This window comes from Streptomyces odontotermitis (assembly GCF_050510915.1).
Lineage (GTDB): Bacteria > Actinomycetota > Actinomycetes > Streptomycetales > Streptomycetaceae > Streptomyces.
Genome location: NZ_JBNJLS010000017.1, coordinates 22668 through 39260 on the forward strand (window position 1 = coordinate 22668; position 16593 = coordinate 39260).

Annotated in this window: 18 protein-coding genes; 12 read left to right on the forward strand and 6 right to left on the reverse strand. The window is 72.5% G+C overall.

Features of this window, described 5'->3' with window-relative positions; genetic code table 11:
* Positions 1–51: 51 nt before the first annotated feature.
* The 4 genes from ACQB60_RS33475 to hutH all read left to right on the forward strand — a co-directional run bounded on the left by ACQB60_RS33475 (position 52) and on the right by hutH (position 5254).
* Positions 52–1179 carry an adenylate/guanylate cyclase domain-containing protein gene (locus tag ACQB60_RS33475; protein ID WP_496929868.1) on the forward strand — a complete coding sequence of 376 codons (1128 nt, stop codon included), beginning with the start codon at positions 52–54 and terminating at the stop codon, positions 1177–1179.
* Positions 1180–1284: 105 nt separating this feature from the next.
* The gene (locus ACQB60_RS33480; RefSeq protein ID WP_496929869.1) at positions 1285–2079 is read left to right on the forward strand and encodes an enoyl-CoA hydratase/isomerase family protein; all 795 of its coding nucleotides are present in this window, start codon (positions 1285–1287) and stop codon (positions 2077–2079) included.
* Between the two features lie 42 nt (positions 2080–2121).
* Positions 2122–3285, forward strand: a complete 1164-nt coding sequence (locus ACQB60_RS33485; RefSeq protein ID WP_496929870.1) for a GGDEF domain-containing protein — start codon at positions 2122–2124, stop codon at positions 3283–3285.
* 421 nt (positions 3286–3706) lie between these two features.
* On the forward strand, positions 3707–5254 hold the full coding sequence (hutH, locus tag ACQB60_RS33490; protein WP_496930029.1) for a histidine ammonia-lyase: 1548 nt from the start codon (positions 3707–3709) through the stop codon (positions 5252–5254).
* A gap of 39 nt (positions 5255–5293) precedes the next feature.
* On the opposite strand, the gene ACQB60_RS33495 is transcribed toward hutH, so the two are convergent.
* Entirely contained in the window at positions 5294–6769 is a 1476-nt protein-coding gene (locus tag ACQB60_RS33495; RefSeq protein ID WP_496929871.1) for an APC family permease, read from the reverse strand.
* 109 nt (positions 6770–6878) lie between these two features.
* Here ACQB60_RS33495 and ACQB60_RS33500 point away from each other — a divergent pair, with 109 nt between their 5' ends.
* Complete coding sequence (locus ACQB60_RS33500) at positions 6879–8066, forward strand: ROK family protein (RefSeq protein WP_496929872.1); 1188 nt, start codon at positions 6879–6881, stop codon at positions 8064–8066.
* A 99-nt stretch (positions 8067–8165) separates the two neighbouring features.
* On the forward strand, positions 8166–8936 hold the full coding sequence (locus ACQB60_RS33505; protein ID WP_496929873.1) for a zinc metalloprotease: 771 nt from the start codon (positions 8166–8168) through the stop codon (positions 8934–8936).
* Positions 8937–9030: 94 nt separating this feature from the next.
* Here the strand turns inward: ACQB60_RS33505 and ACQB60_RS33510 are convergent, their stop codons facing one another.
* Positions 9031–9546, reverse strand: a complete 516-nt coding sequence (locus ACQB60_RS33510; RefSeq protein ID WP_496929874.1) for a DUF3515 family protein — start codon at positions 9544–9546, stop codon at positions 9031–9033.
* Between the two features lie 25 nt (positions 9547–9571).
* Positions 9572–9949, reverse strand: a complete 378-nt coding sequence (locus ACQB60_RS33515; RefSeq protein ID WP_496930030.1) for a hypothetical protein — start codon at positions 9947–9949, stop codon at positions 9572–9574.
* A 104-nt stretch (positions 9950–10053) separates the two neighbouring features.
* On the opposite strand from ACQB60_RS33515, the gene ACQB60_RS33520 reads away from it, so the two are divergent.
* The 3 genes from ACQB60_RS33520 (at position 10054) to ACQB60_RS33530 (ending at position 12851) form a co-directional block, all read left to right on the forward strand.
* A complete protein-coding gene (locus tag ACQB60_RS33520) occupies positions 10054–10491 on the forward strand; it encodes a hypothetical protein (RefSeq protein ID WP_496929875.1) in 438 nt (145 codons plus the stop codon).
* Positions 10492–10701: 210 nt separating this feature from the next.
* Positions 10702–11967: a L,D-transpeptidase gene (locus ACQB60_RS33525; protein WP_496929876.1), complete on the forward strand. Its 1266-nt coding sequence runs from the start codon at positions 10702–10704 to the stop codon at positions 11965–11967.
* 176 nt (positions 11968–12143) lie between these two features.
* Positions 12144–12851, forward strand: a complete 708-nt coding sequence (locus ACQB60_RS33530) for an ABC transporter ATP-binding protein (protein WP_496929877.1) — start codon at positions 12144–12146, stop codon at positions 12849–12851.
* Positions 12852–12995: 144 nt separating this feature from the next.
* On the opposite strand, the gene ACQB60_RS33535 is transcribed toward ACQB60_RS33530, so the two are convergent.
* Positions 12996–13472: a YybH family protein gene (locus ACQB60_RS33535; RefSeq protein WP_496929878.1), complete on the reverse strand. Its 477-nt coding sequence runs from the start codon at positions 13470–13472 to the stop codon at positions 12996–12998.
* Between the two features lie 148 nt (positions 13473–13620).
* On the opposite strand from ACQB60_RS33535, the gene ACQB60_RS33540 reads away from it, so the two are divergent.
* Together ACQB60_RS33540 and ACQB60_RS33545 are read left to right on the forward strand one after the other, a co-directional pair.
* Positions 13621–14019 (forward strand): winged helix-turn-helix transcriptional regulator, encoded by a 399-nt coding sequence (locus ACQB60_RS33540; RefSeq protein ID WP_496929879.1) that lies wholly within the window; start codon positions 13621–13623, stop codon positions 14017–14019.
* Positions 14016–14813: a group II truncated hemoglobin gene (locus ACQB60_RS33545; protein WP_496929880.1), complete on the forward strand. Its 798-nt coding sequence runs from the start codon at positions 14016–14018 to the stop codon at positions 14811–14813. The genes ACQB60_RS33540 and ACQB60_RS33545 overlap by 4 nt, the downstream gene beginning before the upstream one ends.
* Positions 14814–14863: 50 nt before the next feature.
* Here the strand turns inward: ACQB60_RS33545 and ACQB60_RS33550 are convergent, their stop codons facing one another.
* On the reverse strand, positions 14864–15241 hold the full coding sequence (locus tag ACQB60_RS33550) for a VOC family protein (protein WP_496929881.1): 378 nt from the start codon (positions 15239–15241) through the stop codon (positions 14864–14866).
* On the reverse strand, positions 15238–15798 hold the full coding sequence (locus tag ACQB60_RS33555; protein ID WP_496930031.1) for a TetR/AcrR family transcriptional regulator: 561 nt from the start codon (positions 15796–15798) through the stop codon (positions 15238–15240). Before ACQB60_RS33555 ends, ACQB60_RS33550 begins: the two co-directional genes overlap by 4 nt.
* Positions 15799–16050: 252 nt before the next feature.
* Between ACQB60_RS33555 and ACQB60_RS33560 the strand changes: the two genes are divergently transcribed.
* Complete coding sequence (locus ACQB60_RS33560; protein ID WP_496929882.1) at positions 16051–16563, forward strand: hypothetical protein; 513 nt, start codon at positions 16051–16053, stop codon at positions 16561–16563.
* The last annotated feature ends 30 nt before the right edge of the window (positions 16564–16593 follow it).

The window sequence follows — 16593 nt, forward strand, 5'->3', positions numbered from 1 at the left end:
AAGTTGGCGCCGGTCGATACGTGACCGTGGCAGATCGGAAGGGCAGCTGGCGTGACCGTCGACGACACGGGCTCCGGTGAGGGGGCCGCTCCCTCCGCCGACGGTGAGGTGCCCGAGAAGCCCGATGAGGCCGTCGAGGACCCGCTCGCTCTCCGGCTCGAGCAGCTGATCCTCGGGGCCGACCGGCGCTACACCCCCTTCCAGGCCGCGCGCAGCGCCGGGGTCTCCATGGAGCTGGCGTCGCGGTTCTGGCGGGCCATGGGTTTCCCCGACATCGGCCAGGCCAAGGCCCTGACCGAGGCCGATGTGCTCGCCCTGCGGCGGCTCGCGGGTCTGGTCGAGGCCGGGCTGCTCAGCGAGGCCATGGCCGTGCAGGTGGCCCGGTCCACGGGGCAGACCACCGCCCGGCTCGCCGAGTGGCAGATCGACTCCTTCCTGGAGGGGCTCACCGAGCCGCCCGAGCCGGGCATGACCCGTACCGAGGTCACGTATCCGCTGATAGAGCTGCTCCTGCCGGAGCTGGAGGAGTTCCTCGTCTACGTGTGGCGGCGGCAGCTCGCGGCCGCCACCGGGCGGGTCGTGCAGGCCGCCGACGACGAAGAGATGGTCGACCGGCGGCTCGCCGTCGGCTTCGCCGACCTCGTCGGGTTCACGCGGCTGACCCGTCGTATGGAGGAGGAGGAGCTCGGGGAGCTCGTCGAGGCGTTCGAGACGACGGCCGCCGACCTCGTCGCCGCCCACGGGGGGCGGCTGATCAAGACGCTCGGGGACGAGGTGCTCTTCGCCGCCGACGACGCGGGCGTCGCCGCCGAGATCGCGCTGCGCCTCATCGAGACGATGGCGGGCGACGAGACGATGCCGGAGCTGCGCGTCGGCATCGCCTTCGGGACGGTCACGACGCGCATGGGCGACGTCTTCGGGACGACGGTGAACCTGGCCAGCCGGCTGACCTCGATAGCGCCGCGGGACGCCGTCCTGGTGGACGGGGCGTTCGCCGAGGAGCTGACCAGGACGCAGGCCGCGCCCGCCTCCGAGGCGGCCGCGGCGGAGGCTGCGGCGGCCGCCGAGAAGGAGGGCGAGGAGCCCCCCTCGTACCGGTTCGCGCTGCAGCCGATGTGGCAGCGGCCCGTGCGCGGGCTCGGCGTCATCGAGCCCTGGCTGCTCGCGCGGCGCGGCTGATCTGCGCCGTCTCTTCGGGCGGCGGCTGCCCCTTTCGTACGGGGTGCGCTCCTGACATGATCCGGACGGTAACGGTCGTTAACCGTCGGACGTGGAGGTAGGGCTATGGCTGAGGAACGGTTCGGGGAGTTCGTCGTGGTGCGGCGGCACGGGTACGTCGCCGAGCTCGCCCTCGACCGGCCCAAGGCCATGAACGCCGTCTCCACCGAGATGGCCCACTCCCTCGCCGCCGCCTGCGCCGCCCTCGCGGACGACCGGGACGCGCGCGTCGTCGTGCTCACCTCCACGCACGAGCGGGCCTTCTGCGTCGGGGCCGATCTGAAGGAGCGGAACTCCTTCTCCGACGCCGAGTTGGTGCGTCAGCGGCCCACCGCGCGCGCCGCCTACACCGGTGTCCTCGAACTGCCGATGCCGACCGTCGCGGCCGTGCACGGCTTCGCGCTCGGCGGCGGCTTCGAGCTCGCGCTCGCCTGCGACGTGATCGTGGCCGACGCCACCGCCGTCGTCGGGCTGCCGGAGGTCTCCGTCGGCGTCATCCCCGGGGGCGGCGGCACGCAGCTGCTGCCCCGGCGCGTGGGGGCCGCGCGCGCCGCCGAGCTGGTGTTCACGGCGCGGCGCGTGGAGGCGGGCGAGGCGCGGGAGTTGGGGCTCGTGGACCAGCTCGTGGGGGAGGGGGACGACCGGGACGAGGCGCTCGCTCTCGCCGCCCGGATGGCCGCGAACTCCCCGGTCGGGCTGCGCGCGGCCAAGCGTGCGCTGCGGCTCGGGCACGGGCTCGACCTGCGGGCGGGCCTTGAGGTCGAGGACGCCGCGTGGCGTTCCGTGGCCTTCTCCGGCGACCGGGCGGAGGGCGTCGCCGCCTTCAACGAGAAGCGCACGCCGCAGTGGCCGGGGGAGTAGACCGAGTGCCCTAAATCTCCGTAAACCTCCTAACCTGGGGTAATGGGTGAGGATGTCCGGCTGCGGGCCGTCGTGGAGCTGGCGCAGGGGATGGCCGCCGCGCACACTCCACGGGAGTCCTGGCGCGCGGCCGCGCAGGGTGCCCGGCACGCCCTCGCGGGGAGCTTCGCCGCGCTGTCCGTGTGGGAGCGGGACCTGGGGCGGCTCCGGGTCCTGGTGAACGTGGGCGAACGGGCCGAGGGGGAGGACGAGTTCCCCGAGGCGGAGTCCTATCCGGTGCACCAGTTCCCGGAGATCACCGAGTTCCTGCACGAGCGCTGGGCCGGGGGCGGCGAGCCGCACGCGTGGGTCGAGACCGCGCGGGGGCCGGGGGGTGTCGGCTCCGCCGGGTACTGCCATCAGCGCGTGGCCGCCCTGCGCCGCCGCGGCCGCGGCTGCTGCGTGGTCGCGCCCATCGTGCTGCACGGCCGGGCCTGGGGCGAGCTCTATGTGGCGCGGCCCGTGGGGGCGCCCGTCTTCGACCGCGCGGACGCCGACTTCGCGACCGTGCTCGCGGCCGTCGTCGCCGCCGGGATCGCGCAGACCGAGCGGCTCGAAGAGGCCCGTCGGCTCGCCTTCACGGACGCCCTGACAGGGCTCGCCAACCGCCGCGCCGTCGATCTGCGCCTGGACGAGGCGGTGGAGCGGCACCGGCAGGACGGCGTCCCCGTCTCCCTCGTCATCTGCGACGTCAACGGGCTGAAGCGGGTCAACGACACCCTCGGCCACGCCGTCGGCGACCGGCTGCTCGAACGGTTCGGCTCGGTGCTCTCACTGTGCGGGGCGATGCTGCCCGGGACGGTGGCCGCACGGCTCGGCGGCGACGAGTTCTGTCTGCTCTCGGTGGGGCCCTCGGCCGACGAGGTGGTGCGGGTCGCCGATGAACTGTGCGTGCGGGCGGCCGAGTTGGAGCTGGGTGAGGGGGTCGCGTGCGGGGTGGCGTCGACGGACGACCCGATCGGGGCGGTGCGGTCCGCTCGCCGGCTGTTCCGGCTCGCGGATGCGGCGCAGTACCGGGCGAAGGCGGCCCGCTCGGTCAAGCCGGTGGTCGCGGGGCGGGAGGGGCAGGGCGGGGAGAGCGACCCCGTGGTCCGGCTCGCGGACGCGGCGTCGGAGCGGGGTGGTGAGGGGGAGCGGAGGCGGTTCCGGGGGCGGGGGGCGTTGTGAGGGTGCGGGTCGCCCCTGCCGGGGGCTTTTCCCCAATCCCGCCCCTTCCCGATACGGCGACTCCGTCGCCCCTGGGGGCGCCCACCCGGGGGCTGCGCCCCCAGACCCCCCATCGGCGCTGAACGCGCCTCGTCCTCAAACGCCGGACGGGCTAAAAGACACACACCCCGGGACCGAAGGGAGACGGCCTGCAGACGGGCGACGGCGCAAGGGGTGGGGACGCGGCGGTATGTCCGCCCGCAGTACAGCACCCCACCCAGGCCAGTACTTGTGTACTCGTTCGGCGCCCGAGGCGTTTCGAGGACGGACATACCGCCGCGTCCCCACCCCGCCCCACCGCCAGGCCCTCACCGGTAAGAGGTCCGAACCCAACCCACCCGTGACACGCACCGATTCAATCCGTACGCTGCTGAATATGGATATGCACACTGTGGCCCTTGGGACGACCGGGACGACCGCGGCCGACGTCATCGCCGTCGCCCGCGACAACGCGCGCATCGAGCTGACGGACGAGGCCCGCTCCGGCCTCGCCGCCGCGCGCGAGATCGTCGACGCCCTGGCCGCCAAGCCCGAGCCGGTCTACGGCGTCTCGACCGGCTTCGGCGCCCTCGCCACCCGGCACATCGGCCCCGACCTGCGGGCACAGCTGCAGCGCAACATCGTGCGCTCGCACGCCGCCGGGATGGGGCCGCGCGTCGAGCGCGAGGTGGTGCGCGCGCTGATGTTCCTGCGTCTCAAGACCGTCTGTTCGGGGCACACCGGAGTGCGCCCCGAGGTCGCGCAGACCATGGCCGACGTCCTCAACGCCGGGATCACCCCGGTCGTCCACGAGTACGGCTCGCTCGGCTGCTCCGGCGACCTCGCCCCGCTCAGCCACTGCGCGCTCACGCTCATGGGCGAGGGCGACGCGGAGGGTCCGAACGGAGAGGTCCGGCCCGCCGGGGAGCTGCTCGCGGCGCACGGCATCACCCCCGTCGAGCTGCGCGAGAAGGAGGGGCTCGCGCTCCTCAACGGCACCGACGGCATGCTCGGCATGCTGGTCATGGCGCTCGCCGACCTCGACACCCTCTACAAGTCCGCCGACATCACCGCGGCCCTCTCCCTGGAGGCCCTGCTCGGCACCGACAAGGTCCTCGCGCCCGAGCTGCACGCCATCCGCCCGCACCCGGGGCAGGCCGACTCGGCCGCCAACATGCTTGCCGTCCTTGCCGGTTCGGGTCTCACGGGCCACCACCAGGACGACGCGCCGCGCGTCCAGGACGCGTACTCGGTGCGCTGTGCCCCGCAGGTCGCGGGCGCGGGCCGGGACACCATGGCGCACGCCCGCCTGGTCGCCGAGCGCGAGCTGGCCGCCGCCGTGGACAACCCCGTCGTGCTGCCCGACGGCCGCGTCGAGTCCAACGGCAACTTCCACGGCGCCCCGGTCGCGTACGTCCTGGACTTCCTCGCGATCGCCGCGGCGGACCTGGGCTCGATCGCCGAGCGCCGCACCGACCGGCTGCTCGACAAGAACCGTTCGCACGGGCTGCCGCCGTTCCTCGCCGACGACGCCGGTGTCGACTCGGGCCTGATGATCGCCCAGTACACGCAGGCCGCCCTGGTGAGCGAGATGAAGCGGCTCGCGGTGCCCGCCTCCGCCGACTCCATCCCGTCCTCCGCGATGCAGGAGGACCACGTCTCGATGGGCTGGTCCGCCGCCCGCAAGCTGCGCACGGCCGTCGCCAACCTGACCCGGATCGTGGCCGTCGAGCTGTACGCGGCCACGCGCGCCGTCGAGCTGCGCTGCCAGTCGCCCGCCCTGACCCCGGCCCCCGCGACCCGCGCCGTGCTCGAAGCGGTGCGCAAGGCGGGCGTCGAGGGTCCTGGCCCGGACCGCTTCCTCGCGCCCGACCTCGCGCAGGCGGAGGAGTTCGTGCGAACGGGCGCCCTGGTCGCGGCGGTTGAGCCGGTGACGGGTCCGCTGGCCTAGGAGGAGCCGGGTGCCGCCCGCCTTCTCGGCGGGCGGGCCCTAGGCGGGGCTGCCCGCCTTCTCCGTGGGCGGTTCGGGCTCGAGGAAGTCCTCGCTGATCTCCTTGGGCCCGAACGGCCACACCTTCTCGAACCGCGCCCACACCGCGAACGCCGCGCAGCCGAGCGCCACCCAGGCCAGGGACCACTCGATGGGGTGGCGGCCCGGCGAGTTCTTGTCGGCGTACCCGTAGATGACGAGCCAGCCGACGAGGGCGACCAGGCTCGGCAGCGGGTACAGCCACATCCGGTAGGGGCGGCGGAGGGTGGGCTGGCGGCGGCGCAGCACGGTCACGGCGACGATCTGGGCGAGGGCCTGGACGATCACCATGACGGTGGTCAGGAGCTGGATCAGGGTGGCGAGGTCGGTGTGCCGCCCGATGAGGAAGCCGACCGCCGTCACCACGCCCATCGTCGCGAGCCCCAGCATCGGGAAGCGGTGGCGGGGGTGCAGCTTCGCGTACGGGCGGAAGAAGACGCGGTCGCGCGCCGCGTCGTAGGGCACCCGGGAGCCGCCGAGCAGGCCCGCGAAGACCGAGGCGAAGGCGGTGATCAGGATGAGCACCGTGACCACGTCGGCGGCGCCCTTGCCCCAGGTCTCTTCGAGGACCGCCGAGGCCACGGAGGTCGAGGCGATGTCGCCCGGGTCGGTCATCCGCTGCCAGTCGATGACGCCGAGCGTGCCGATCTGAAGGAGCAGATAGATCGCCATGATGCCGAGGATCGAGAAGATGATGGAGCGGGGCAGCGTGCGGCCCGGATTCCTGACCTCGGCGCCCATGTAGGCGGCGGTGTTGTAGCCGAGGTAGTCGTAGATGCCGATGGTCAGGCCCCCGGCGAAGCCGATCCAGAAGTGGTTGCTGGTCAGCTCGAAGGCGTGCGCGGGGTAGGTGAAGGCCCGGTCCGCGCTGAAGTGCGTGAACGCCGCGAGGATGACGAGGCTCACCGAGGCGATCATGACGACCCACATCGCGGTGGACAGGCGCGCGATGTGCTCGACGCCCCGCCACAGCAGCGCGACCACGAGCGCGATCACGCCGAGCCCGATCAGATCGCCGGACGTCTGCCCCAGGTCCGGGGCCAGATAGCCCAGATACTGCACGAAGCCGACGATCCCGGTGGACATCGCGAGCGGGATGAACAGCATCGCCGTCCACACGAAGAGGAACGGCATGAGGCGGCCCGTCCGGTACTGGAACGCCTGCCGCAGATAGACGTAACTCCCGCCGGAGCCCGGCATCGAGGAGCCCAGCTCGGCCCAGATGAGCCCGTCGGCGAGCGCGAGCAGCGCGCCCGCGAGAAAGCCGATGACGGCCTGCGGACCGCCGAACGCGGCGACCATCAGCGGGATCGTGACGAAGGGGCCGATGCCGCACATCTGGCTCATGTTGATGGCGGTGGCCTGGAAGGGCCCCACCCGGCGGACGAAGCCGCTGCCCTTCTCCGCGGAGGAAGGAGGCTTTCCGGGTGCGGACATGGGGCCTCCAGAGGCGGGGGAAGGGGTGGCCGGCGACGCCTGGGCGATAAAGTTAAGGAGACTTACTATGTGCGTCAAGAGGGCGTGAATGACGTACGAGAATGGGCCGATGCCCGGCAATGACCACGGCGCCCGCGGCGGCGCGGAGCAGCGAACCTGGAACCGGCGGCGGCTGCGGGACACCAACGAGCGGCTGCTGCTCGACCGCCTGCGCGCCGCGGGGCCCGCGTCCCGCGCCCAACTCGCCCGCGACACCGGCCTGTCGAAGCCGACGGTGTCGAGCGCGCTCGCCGCACTGGAGGCCGCGGGGCTGGTCCGCGAGGCCGGCACGCACGCCCCCGAGCGCGGCCGCGTCGCCGTCCTGTACGCCCCCGACCCGGCGGCCGGGTACGCCCTCGGGGTGGACATCGGGCGGGGCTGGCTGCGGGTGGCCCTCGCGGACCTGGACGGGGACGTGGTGAGCCGGGCCGACGTGCGCAACAAGGCCCGTACGTCCGCGGCCCTCGCCGACCTCGTGGTCGACACCTGCCGCCGGGTGACCGACGAGTCCGGCGTCCCCGGGGGGCGGGTCGCGCACGCGGTGGTCGGCACGCCCGGCGTCTACGACCCGGAGCGGCGCCGGGTCCGCTACGCCAACCACCTGCCCGGCTGGGGCCGCGCGGGCCTTTTCGACGGGATGAGCGAGCGGCTCGGCGTCCCCCTGGAGGTGCACAACGACGCGAACCTCGCGGCGCTCGGCGAGTACGCCTTCGGGGTGGGCGCGGGCAGCCGCCTCTTCGCGTACATCATGATCGGCACCGGGCTCGGGATGGGCGTGGTGAGCGCGGGGCGCCTGTTCACGGGGGCGCACGGGGGTGCGGGGGAGATCGGGCTGCTGCCCTGGGGCGGGCGGGGGACGGGGCCCGACACCCTGGAGGACGCGGTCTCGGGGGTCGCGGTGGTGGAGTCCGCGCGCCGGTTCGGGCTCGTGGGCGGCCAGTTGACCGCGAAGGCCGTGTTCGAGGCCGCGCGGGCCGGGGACGCGGCGGCGGTCAAGGCGGTGGGCCTGGAGGCGGAGCGCATCGCCCACACGGTGGCGGCGGCGAGCGCCGTGCTCGACCCCGATCTGGTCGTGCTCGGCGGCGGCGTCGGCCACAGCGTGGACCTGCTGCTCGACCCCATGCGGGCGGCGCTGCGGGAGCTGACGCCGCTGCGGCCGCGCATCGTGCCGGGGGAGTTGGGGGAGGACGCGGTGGTGCTCGGCGCGGTGGCGACGGCGCTGGGGACGGCTCGGGACGTGGTGTTCGAGCGGAGGTGAGGGCCTCTTCCTCCTTTGAGGGATGGGGTGTTGGGGAGTTGTTGGGGCGGGCCGGGATGATGGGGCGGTCGTGTCCCCCGGACTGAGGAGCCAGTCACCGTGAAGAAGAGCACCCGCGTGCTTGCCGCGTCCGCCGCCGCCGTCGGTCTCGCCGCGGTGGTCGGATTCCCGGCCCACGCCGAACCGGACGTGTACCGGGGCACCGGGTGGAAGATCCTGACCGACCAGGGCATCCAGTCGCTGAGCCCCGACCCGTACGTCATCAAGCTGGTGAAGCCCACCTCGTCCAACCGGCTCACCCCGGCGCGGAACAAGGCGGCGGAGGCACAGCTGCGGAGGGACCTCAAGCGCTCGGCGGCACAGCTGACCGAGATCACGGGCACCAAGTTCACGGTGGCCAAGGGCTATCACCGCGCGGAGAGCTCCTGCGCGAGCGCCGAGCGCCACGTCATCGTGGTGGGCCTGCGCTGGCGCCCGTACCCCGGTCACAAGCGCGGCATGTCCCGGACCTGGCCGTGCGCGGCGAGCGCCAACCACAGCGCGTGGGGCGGCTGGATCTGGATCGACAGCGAGTACTGGATGCCGGAGATCTACAAGATCGACCCGTGGCGGTTCTCCAACCTGGTGAGCCACGAGCTGGGGCACGCGGTCGGCCTCGACCACCCGAACGTGGACGGGCGCGACGCGAACAGGACGGCCGACAAGTACGAGTGCGCGACGAACAGCAGCAAGGACCTGCCGGTGCTGTGCTCGCCCAACGGCGGCTACGCGATGGGCAAGGGCGGGAGCGTGGCGCGGACGAAGGCGCACGCGGGGGAGTACACGAAGTGGGACAAGGCGGGGCTGCGGGCGCTGAAGAACAACTTCTAGCCGCACGCGCGGGGCGCTAGGACCTGTCCGGCGGATCCTGCCGCGGTCGCGGGGTCTGGCACGCACATCTGCGGCCTGATCCGCCGGACAGGCCCTAGAGGCACTCGCGGACCTGGCGGATCGGCTTGACCAGGCGGCTCAGGTCGATCAGGACGGCGTCGGGGGCCGCGTGCCGGGTGTCCACGCGGACCTCGACGGCCGGTGAGCGCCCGTATGTGATCAGGAGCCTGCTGTCCGGCTCGTCCTGCCGGGCGCGCCAGACCCAGTCCACGCCGTCGACCTCGGAGCAGGGGTCGCCGGTGGGCAGGGGCGTGGGCAGGCCGCAGCGGACGGTGACCGCGCCGTCGCCCCACACGGCGGCGCCCGCTACGTCGGTGGAGTCGCGGTCCGCGTCGGCGAGCCGGTCGGGGAAGGCGGCGGCGAGCCGGGCGCACGCGGCGGAGTGGGCGCGCGGGGCTGCCTTGAGGTCGCGGGCGGGCGAGGCCGCGTACTCGTAGGCGATGGCGGCGGCCGCCGCGAGGGCGACGACCGCGGCGCCCAGGGCGATACGGCGGCGCCGGGCGGCCCGGGACGGGGGCGGGGGTGTGGACGGGGCCGGAGCCGGGGGCATGGCGGGTGAGTTCAAGTGGCGCCGGTCAGCGGGCAGTTGCCGGCCCGGTCCGGTCCCGGCGCACCGAGAACGCCACGAACCCCGCGCCCAGGCCCAGGAACGCCGTGCCGCCGATCACGTACGGGGTGGTGTCGACGCCCGTGCCGGTGTCGGCGAGGCGGCCGTCCGGCGCGGTCGCGGTCTGCTCGCTCCGCTCGTGGGCGGCCCGGCCCGAAGCCTCGTCCGGGGCGTCCGGGGCGTCCGGGGCGTCGTCCGAAGCGGCCGCCACCGTGCGTACGCGCTGCTCGTGCTGTGCGGACGGGTGCGTCGCCGTCGCGTTGGCGGACGGGACGAACCACATCGCTGCCAGGAGGGCCCCGGCGGCGGCGGTGGTGAGCAGCGATCGGCGTGCGGTCACGGAGATGGATCCCCCTTGTGGCGCTGGCGAATTGACCGTGAGGGCTGATGCTAGTGAAAGGCGCGGGTCGCGGGAAAGTCGCGGCTCACGTGGGCCCTACGCTCCGGGGCATGACTGGAGAAGACACGTCACGGTTTGTGCGGCTGCGCGTCGAAATGGTCGTCGAGGTGCGCGAGGGCGGCGGCGGAGGCGGGGTGACCGGCGCCGCCCTGCGGCGGATCGGCGAGGACGAGCACATGCCCGCCGAGGAGCGCGTCCACGCCGAGGCCGCCGTGAAGGAGGACGAGGCCGAGGCGCTCGCCTATCTCGTCGACCCCTTCGACCTGGTGAGCGACATCCCGGGGGTGGAGCTCACCCAGGCGTCCTGGAGCAGCGAACTGATCGACTACGACCCTGATTCGCCCGACTGGGATCCCGACGAGGATGATGAGGGAGACGAAGACGCAATGGGGTACGCAGAAGACGTACGCGAAGCAGAAGAAGCGGAAGAAGCAGAAGAGGCCGAAGAGCAGGAAGAGGCGCGGGGAGTGCGCTCGGGGTCGGTCTGAGTCGCCCGTGAGGTGGACGTGACCCCAGGTGCGGCAACCGGCGCCTGGGGTTCCGTCGTCTCAGGGGTGCACGGCCGTCACCGGGGCATCGCACGACGTGGCGTTCCCCACATCTTCGGCAGTAATGGAACGGGATGATCCGGCAATGCGTTATGCGGGGTTGCGGGGACTCTCGGGGTTGGGGATTCGGCAACGATGGAGAAGCGTGTGATGACGGACAGTAGGCGCCCGCGCGTTCGGCGCACCGGTCGGCACAAGGGGATAGCGGCCGTGTCCGCCCTGGTCGGCGGCGTCCTGGTGCTCTCGGCCTGCAGCAGCGACGGCGACGACGGCGGTTCCGGCGGCAAGGAGTCGCAGAACCAGGTCGACGAGGCCGCGGCCAAGAAGACCTCCGCCGCGCAGATCAAGATCTCGCCGAAGAACGGCTCCGACAACGCGAGCATCAACAGTGACGCCAAGGTCACCGTGAGCGACGGCACCCTGACCGACGTCACGATGAAGACCGACGCCGGGACCGTCGTCTCCGGGCAGATATCCGGCGACAAGAAGAGCTGGAAGCCCGCCAAGCAGCTGGAGCGGGCAACGAAGTACACCATCGTCGCCACCGCCAAGGACTCCGACGGCCGCAAGGCGCACGAGAACTCGTCGTTCACGACCGTCTCGCAGGCCAACAGCTTCATCGCGAACTTCACCCCGGAGGACGGCTCGACCGTCGGCGTGGGTATGCCGGTGTCGATCAACTTCGACAAGGCGATCACCAACAAGAAGGACGTTCAGTCCCACATCAAGGTCAGCTCCACCAGCAACCAGGAAGTCGTCGGCCACTGGTTCGGCAACAACCGCCTGGACATCCGGCCCCAGGAGTACTGGAAGAGCAACTCCACGGTCACGCTGAAGCTGGACCTCGACGGCGTCGAGGGGGCCGACGGGGTCACCGGCGTCCAAGAGAAGACCGTCACCTTCAAGATCGGGCGCAACCAGGTCTCGATCGTCGACGCCAAGACCAAGACCATGAAGGTCACGCGGGACGGCAAGGTCGTCAAGACCATCCCGATCTCCGCCGGTTCGCCCGAGAACAAGACGTACAAGGGCCAGATGGTGATCTCCGAGAAGTTCAAGGAGACCCGGATGAACGGCGCGACGGTGGGCTTCACCGACGACGACGGCAAGGGCGAGTACGACATCAAGGACGTCCCGCACGCCATGCGCCTGTCGAACTCCGGCACCTTCATCCACGGCAACTACTGGGGCAAGGGCATCTTCGGCACGGCCAACACCAGCCACGGCTGCGTCGGCCTCCAGGACGCCAAGGGCGCGGGCGACAAGAACACGCCGGGTGCCTGGTTCTACGACAACTCCATCACCGGTGACGTCGTCGACATCCGCAACACCGGCGACAAGACCGTCGCCCCGGACAACGGCCTGAACGGCTGGAACATGGACTGGGCGCAGTGGAAGGCGGGTTCGGCCGTCTAGGCCGGCTGTTTTCCGCAGGACGTACGCTGCGGCTTTCCGTACGACGTACGCTGCGGCTTCCGTAGGACGTAGGCAGCGGCCCGCATCTCGGTGGAGATGCGGGCCGCTCGCGTTTCTCATGGCGCTCTCAGCACCGCCTTAAGCCTTCGTCATCGCGCTCTCCTACCTTCGCGGCCATGTACCAGCTCAGCGGCGTCACCAAGCAGTACCGCCGGGGCGAGGGCACGGTCGACGCGCTCGCGGGCGTGGACCTGGTCGTCGGCGACGGCGACCGGCTCGTCGTCCAGGGCCCGGCCGGAGGCGGCAAGTCCACGCTCCTCCAGGTGCTCGGCGGGCTCGACCGGCCCACGGCGGGCCGCGTCGAACTCGACGGGACCGACCTGGCCGCGCTGCCCGAGGCCCGGCTCAGCCGGGTGCGCGCCGAGTCGATCGGGTTCGTCCTCCGGTCCTTCGGGCTCGTCCCCACGCTCAGCGCCGAGGAGAACGTCGAGACGGCGCTCGTGCCGCTCGGCCTCGGGCCCGCCGCCCGCCGCGAACGGGCCGCCGACGCCCTGGAGTCGGTGGGTCTCGCGGCGCGCCGCCGCCGGCTGCCCGCCGAGCTCACGGATGGTCAGCAGCGGAGGGTTGCGATCGCCCGCGCGCTGGTCAAGCGCCCGAAGGTGCTGCTCGCCGACGAGCCCGCCGGCGATCTCGACCCGGCCGCGCGCGACGAGGTCATGGAGCTGCTCGACGGCGCCTGGCGGGAGCACGGACTGACCTATGTGCTGGTCACGGACGACCGCGCGATCGCCCGCCGGGTGCCGCGGGTCGTGACGGTCCGGGAGGGGCGGCTCGCGGGGCCGGACGCCTCGCTGACGGGCACGTCACCATCTCCTCAGTACTGAGCGGAACTCACTTCCTGCAGCGGGCAGATGCAGGGGAGATCCCCGAAATCTCGTCTCCAGGGGGAGAGTTGCGCAGACAAGTGAGGACAGCGGGCGGGGCGGCCGTCGCGGCGGCTGTGGCGGTGGCGCTGGCGGCGGGGCGTACTACGGCAAGTAGCCCTCCGGCGGAGAGGGTTGACCGTCCGAAGGCGGCGGTGCGGCGGCGACTCCGAAGGGACTGTCGATCACATATCGCCAGTACCCGTCGGCGCCGCGCCGAGCCACGTCCGTGGCGGTGGCGCGCACGGCACCCGCGATCTCCCAGTCGACGACGAGGAGCGCGACGTCACCGGCGACGTGCACCTGCCGGGGGCGCACGGAGATCGGCAGGCCGAGGCCGAGGAAGGGCGCGTTCGCCTCGGCGATGCGCGCGCCGCCGTGCACGGCGTCCCCCGACTCGGGAACGAAGGCGGCGTGGTCCTCGTACAGTTCACGCACGGCGCGCGGGTCGCCGCTGTTGAAGCGCTCGGCGAACGCGGCGGGGACGTCTTCGGGGCGGGTGGGCAGAGCGGGAAGGGCAGGCGGGACAGTGGAAGGCGTGGGCGTGGGCGTGGGCGTAGGCGTAGGCGTGGGAACAGACATGGGGGCCACGGTAGGAGGGACCGTCGCGGCTCACCGAACGGTGAGCCACGGGTCTTACGAGCCTTACGGGGCTCACGAGCCTCACGGGTCTCACGAGCCTCACGGGGCTCACGGGGCTCACGGGGCTCAGAGGCTGCCCGATCCGGGATTGCCCGACGATCCCCGGGCGCGGGTCACGGCCCCCGACCCCGGCTGCCCGGTCGAGGTGACCCTGGCGGTGCTGCGCGGGCGCTGGACGACGCTCGTGGTGCGCGAAATGCTGCGGGGCGGCGCCTATGCGTACAGCGAACTGGCCTCCGCCCTAACGGAGTTGTCGGACAAGGTGCTCGCGGAGCGGCTGGCCCAGCTGGTTTCGGCCGGAGTGGCCCGGCGCACCCGTACCCCCGGCTGGCCCTCCACGGTCACGTACGAACTCACGCCCAGGGGCCGCGAGCTGGGCCCGGTCCTGCAGGCGCTGTGGGACTGGGGAGCGAACAGCGCACCGGCTCCTCCCCTCAGCCCGCCTCCCGCTCCGCCTTCCACGGAAGAGGACACCGACGCCCCATGACCACCACGCCCCCGCGCACCGTCGAGTACATCCGCTACCGCATCCCCGCGGAGCGCTCCGCCGAGTTCCTGGCCGCCTACACGCATGCCGCGGTGCCGCTGGCCGCGGCGCCGGAGTGCGTCGACTATGAACTGACGCGCTGCGAGGAGGACTTCGAGCACTACGTCCTGCGCATCACCTGGACCTCCACCAAGGACCACATGGAGGGCTTCCGGGGCTCGGAGCGCTTCAAGGAGTTCTTCGCGCACATCCGCCCGTACGTCGAGAACATCGAGGAGATGCGCCACTACACGCCGACGGCGGTGCGCGGCACGGGCGCGTCCACGCCGACGCTGTACGCCTGGGCGGGCGGCGCGGAGTCCTTCACGCGGCTCACCGGGATCTTCTACGAGAAGGTCCTGCGGGACGACCTGCTCTCCCCGCTCTTCGCGGACCTCCCGCCCGAGCACGCCGAGCACGTCGCCCTGTGGCTGGGCGAGGTCTTCGGCGGCCCCACGGCCTACTCGGACGGTCACGGCGGCAGTGGCGGCAGCGGCGGCCACGCGCACATGGTCGCCCAGCACTTCGGCAAGTCCATCACGGAGCCGCAGCGCCGCCGCTGGGTCAACCTGATCCAGGACGCGGCGGACGAGGCGGGCCTCCCGACGGACGCGGAGTTCCGCTCGGCCTTCGTCGCCTACGTGGAGTGGGGCACCCGTCTGGCGGTCTGCTTCTCGGGCCCCGACGCGACCCGCCCCACGGACCAGCCGGTCCCGGCGTGGAACTGGGGCGCGGCGCCCCCGTACCAGCCGTAGCGGCCTGAACTCCCTTCCTGCGCGGGTCCCACGCGGGTCCTGCGCGGGTCCTACGCGGGCGACATGACCTCGAAGAGGTTGTGGGCGTCGTCGGTGAAGAACAGGCCGCGGGGGCACAGGGGATGGTCGATGCGGCCGTTGTCGGGTTCGAGCGGGGAGCTCCCGTACGGGACGCCGAGGCGCCGGACGCGCTCCAGGATGCCGTCGAACGTGCCTGGGTCGACGTCGAAGGCGAGATGGTGCCCGTCGACGTCGGCGCCCGTCGCCATGAAGTCGAGCGTCAGGGACTCATTGACGCGGACCGGTGCGAAGTGCCCGTTCCGGCCGGCGGGCGGCAGCGCTTCGAGGCCCATGACATCGGCGAAGAAGCGGGCGGCGGCCCGGTGGTCGCGGGCCGGGACGATGGTGTGGTTGAGGGAAACGGTCACGCGGTGGCCTCCAGCCTCTTCAGCGACCCGTCCAGGAGTACGTCGATGAGATCCGCGGTGGCCGGGTCCAACTCGTCGCTGCTGCCGGGGAGTTGGGTGAAGAGCATGCCGAGGAAGATGCCCGCGATCTTCTCGGGGGGCAGGCGGAGGGCGTCGCGGTCGGGTTCGAGGAGGTCGGCGAGGCCGTCGCGCAAGGCCCGGCCGAACTCCCGGCGGTTGTCGCGCGGCGGCTCCTCGCGGTCGGCGCGGCCGCGGCGGCGCCCTGAGGCGTGCAGCCCGCCGACGACGGCGCCCATGCGCTCGAGGTGGGCCCGCAGGGCTTCGGCGGCCTCGGTGAGGCGCTCCCGGAGCGGCTGGTCGAGCGGTACGGAAGCGAGCTCGCGCACCACGTGCTCCGGACTCACGGCCGCCGCCACCACGGCGTCCAGGACCTCGTCCTTGTCCTTGAACGCCCGGAAGATCGTGGCCTCCCCGATCCCGGCGGCCCGCGCGATCTGCCCGGTGGTGACGGCGCCGCCGTACTCGGCGACGAGGGGCAGCGCGGCGGCGACGATCATCGCGCGGCGCTGCTCGGGGCTCATGCCGGGAGCCCGCCGCCGGGGTTCTTCCTTCGCTGGGTTCGTCTCTGCTTTCGGCGTCATGCGTCCACGCTACGGAGTGAGCACTCACTCCGTCAAGAGTGGAGTGAGTGCTCACTCCGGCCGGGGTGTGGGTCCGGACGTGGTGCGGGTCGGCCCTGGTGCGGGTCGGCCCTGGTGCGGGGGAGGTGTGGGCGAGGTGTGGGTGGCGGGCGCCGCTAGGGTCCCCGTATGGCAGAAGCGATAGCGGCCGCGATCACCGCGGCGGCAGGGGTGGGCGGCGCGCTGCTCGGTGCCCTGCTGCCGCAGCGCTTCAACGCGCGGGAGCGGGCCGCCGAGGCGCAACTCGCCGAGCGGCGGCGGACGTTCGAGGAGCGCAGGGCCGCGTACACGGCGATGAACCGCGCCTCCGAGCTGTTCCACACCCTCCTCAAGGACGCCCTGCACCGCCTCCGCGACGGCGTCTACACCGACGAGGACCGCACCCACCTCGAAGAGGCCCGCCGGGACTTCCGGGACCGCTACGCCGAGGCCCAGATGATCGTCCCGGAGCGGATCCTCGCGGCCTCGCGCGAGCTGAACAAGGTCCTCGCGGGCATGGACGCGGTGGCCAAGCGGATCGACCGGGGCGTCCCGAGGGAGGGCGAGTCGGCGCAGGCCGCGCTGCTCGACCTCAAGGCGGCGGAGGTGCCGCTGGCGGGGATGCGGAGGTTGATGCGGGAGGACTTGGGGGTGCGGGACTGAGTCCTGAGGGCGGGCGGTGGCCCGTTTATC

Bases quoted from the DNA above. Each gene is read 5' to 3' on its own strand.
- ACQB60_RS33520 (WP_496929875.1), top strand. From the start codon at position 10,054: ATGACTGGAGAAGACACGTCACGGTTTGTGCGGCTGCGCGTCGAAATG.
- ACQB60_RS33545 (WP_496929880.1), top strand. From the start codon at position 14,016: ATGACCACCACGCCCCCGCGCACCGTCGAGTACATCCGCTACCGCATC.
- ACQB60_RS33510 (WP_496929874.1), bottom strand. From the start codon at position 9,546: ATGCCCCCGGCTCCGGCCCCGTCCACACCCCCGCCCCCGTCCCGGGCC.
- ACQB60_RS33560 (WP_496929882.1), top strand. From the start codon at position 16,051: ATGGCAGAAGCGATAGCGGCCGCGATCACCGCGGCGGCAGGGGTGGGC.
- ACQB60_RS33525 (WP_496929876.1), top strand. From the start codon at position 10,702: ATGACGGACAGTAGGCGCCCGCGCGTTCGGCGCACCGGTCGGCACAAG.
- ACQB60_RS33530 (WP_496929877.1), top strand. From the start codon at position 12,144: ATGTACCAGCTCAGCGGCGTCACCAAGCAGTACCGCCGGGGCGAGGGC.
- ACQB60_RS33555 (WP_496930031.1), bottom strand. From the start codon at position 15,798: ATGATCGTCGCCGCCGCGCTGCCCCTCGTCGCCGAGTACGGCGGCGCC.
- ACQB60_RS33495 (WP_496929871.1), bottom strand. From the start codon at position 6,769: ATGTCCGCACCCGGAAAGCCTCCTTCCTCCGCGGAGAAGGGCAGCGGC.
- hutH (WP_496930029.1), top strand. From the start codon at position 3,707: ATGCACACTGTGGCCCTTGGGACGACCGGGACGACCGCGGCCGACGTC.
- ACQB60_RS33535 (WP_496929878.1), bottom strand. From the start codon at position 13,472: ATGTCTGTTCCCACGCCTACGCCTACGCCCACGCCCACGCCCACGCCT.
- ACQB60_RS33500 (WP_496929872.1), top strand. From the start codon at position 6,879: ATGCCCGGCAATGACCACGGCGCCCGCGGCGGCGCGGAGCAGCGAACC.
- ACQB60_RS33485 (WP_496929870.1), top strand. From the start codon at position 2,122: ATGGGTGAGGATGTCCGGCTGCGGGCCGTCGTGGAGCTGGCGCAGGGG.
- ACQB60_RS33480 (WP_496929869.1), top strand. From the start codon at position 1,285: ATGGCTGAGGAACGGTTCGGGGAGTTCGTCGTGGTGCGGCGGCACGGG.